This is a genomic window from Pedobacter sp. ASV12, assembly GCF_016429155.1.
Classification (GTDB): domain Bacteria; phylum Bacteroidota; class Bacteroidia; order Sphingobacteriales; family Sphingobacteriaceae; genus Pedobacter.
Genome location: NZ_JAELUC010000197.1, coordinates 1 through 1,109, shown reverse-complemented (window position 1 = coordinate 1,109; position 1,109 = coordinate 1). Strand labels below are relative to the sequence as shown.

At 37.5% G+C, this 1,109-nt stretch carries 1 protein-coding gene; it reads right to left on the bottom strand.

The window, feature by feature from the left end; all coding sequences use genetic code 11:
* Positions 1-159: 159 nt before the first annotated feature.
* Positions 160-1,109, bottom strand: a 950-nt coding sequence (locus JHD69_RS19865) for a B12-binding domain-containing radical SAM protein (protein ID WP_199142074.1), incomplete at its 5' end; no start/stop codon positions are given.

The following is a 1,109-nucleotide window of genomic DNA, read 5'->3' as shown; positions in this document are numbered from 1 at the left end:
GTTGTACACCCAGAAGAGTCTGGTTCGAACCAATTATTGGAAGATTTAAGGCTTATTACATCATTTGAGTAATTTGAGCGTAACCCAGTAGGATAGTTTTCGAACCACAAATTGTAATTGGCATTTTTTTATTCCTAACTTCAAATCATATAAGCAAACTCATACTGCTTCTTCCAAAGGTTGCACTTCATGGTGGCCTTCAAAGACATTGGTCGATTTAAAAAGTTTGGAAACAATTTGATTATGGTTTTCTCGCAACTGATAAATCATTACTCCATACATCACAGCTAAAGATAAATGGTTTCTTTTGTTTTTATAGGTCCATCGCAATAAATCACGGTAATATCTAGCATCTTTATCAAACACCGCTAATTTGACAATTGCTTTTGCAGCATAGTATAATTGCGATACTGTGTATTTTTCTTTTACCTTAACACCGCCATCTTTTGGAAATTCATGGATTTCCAAAAACCTTTTTACCCTTTTATACGAATGTTCAGCAGGGTAAACATTGGAAATCACTTCTAAAAACCCATCTTTTAAACGCTCAGCTCCCATCATCGGGATGATATTGGTTTCACCTTCAGAGAATGTAAAATGGCGGGAAAGTCTATTTTCACGTTTCATTCTATCAAATAGCGCTGTGCCTGGTGGTGCTTTCAACACATTCACGATGGGGATAGGGATTGCGGCCTCGTAGATAAAATCGATTACGCTTTGAAAACTCGACTCCTTATCCGTATCAAAGCCTACGATAAACCCTCCCAAAACAGTAAATCCCGATTGATGCAGCTTATGAATATTGTCTAGCAGGTCGCGTTTCAGATTTTGATTTTTAAGCGAAGCTTTTAAGCTATCTGCCTCAGGGGTTTCGATCCCGATAAATATGTTTCTGAATTTGGCCTTAAGCAACAACTCCATCATTTCATCATCATCAGCTAAGTTGACGGTAAGTTGCGTCATGAAATATAAATTAGGCTTTGTTTCTTCATGCCATTCGATCAAGGCCGGAAGCAACTCAGATTTTAATATCTTTCTATTGCCAATAAGGTTATCATCGGCAAACAACACCGATTGGGTTTCTCCGGATTTACGTATCAACTCTAATT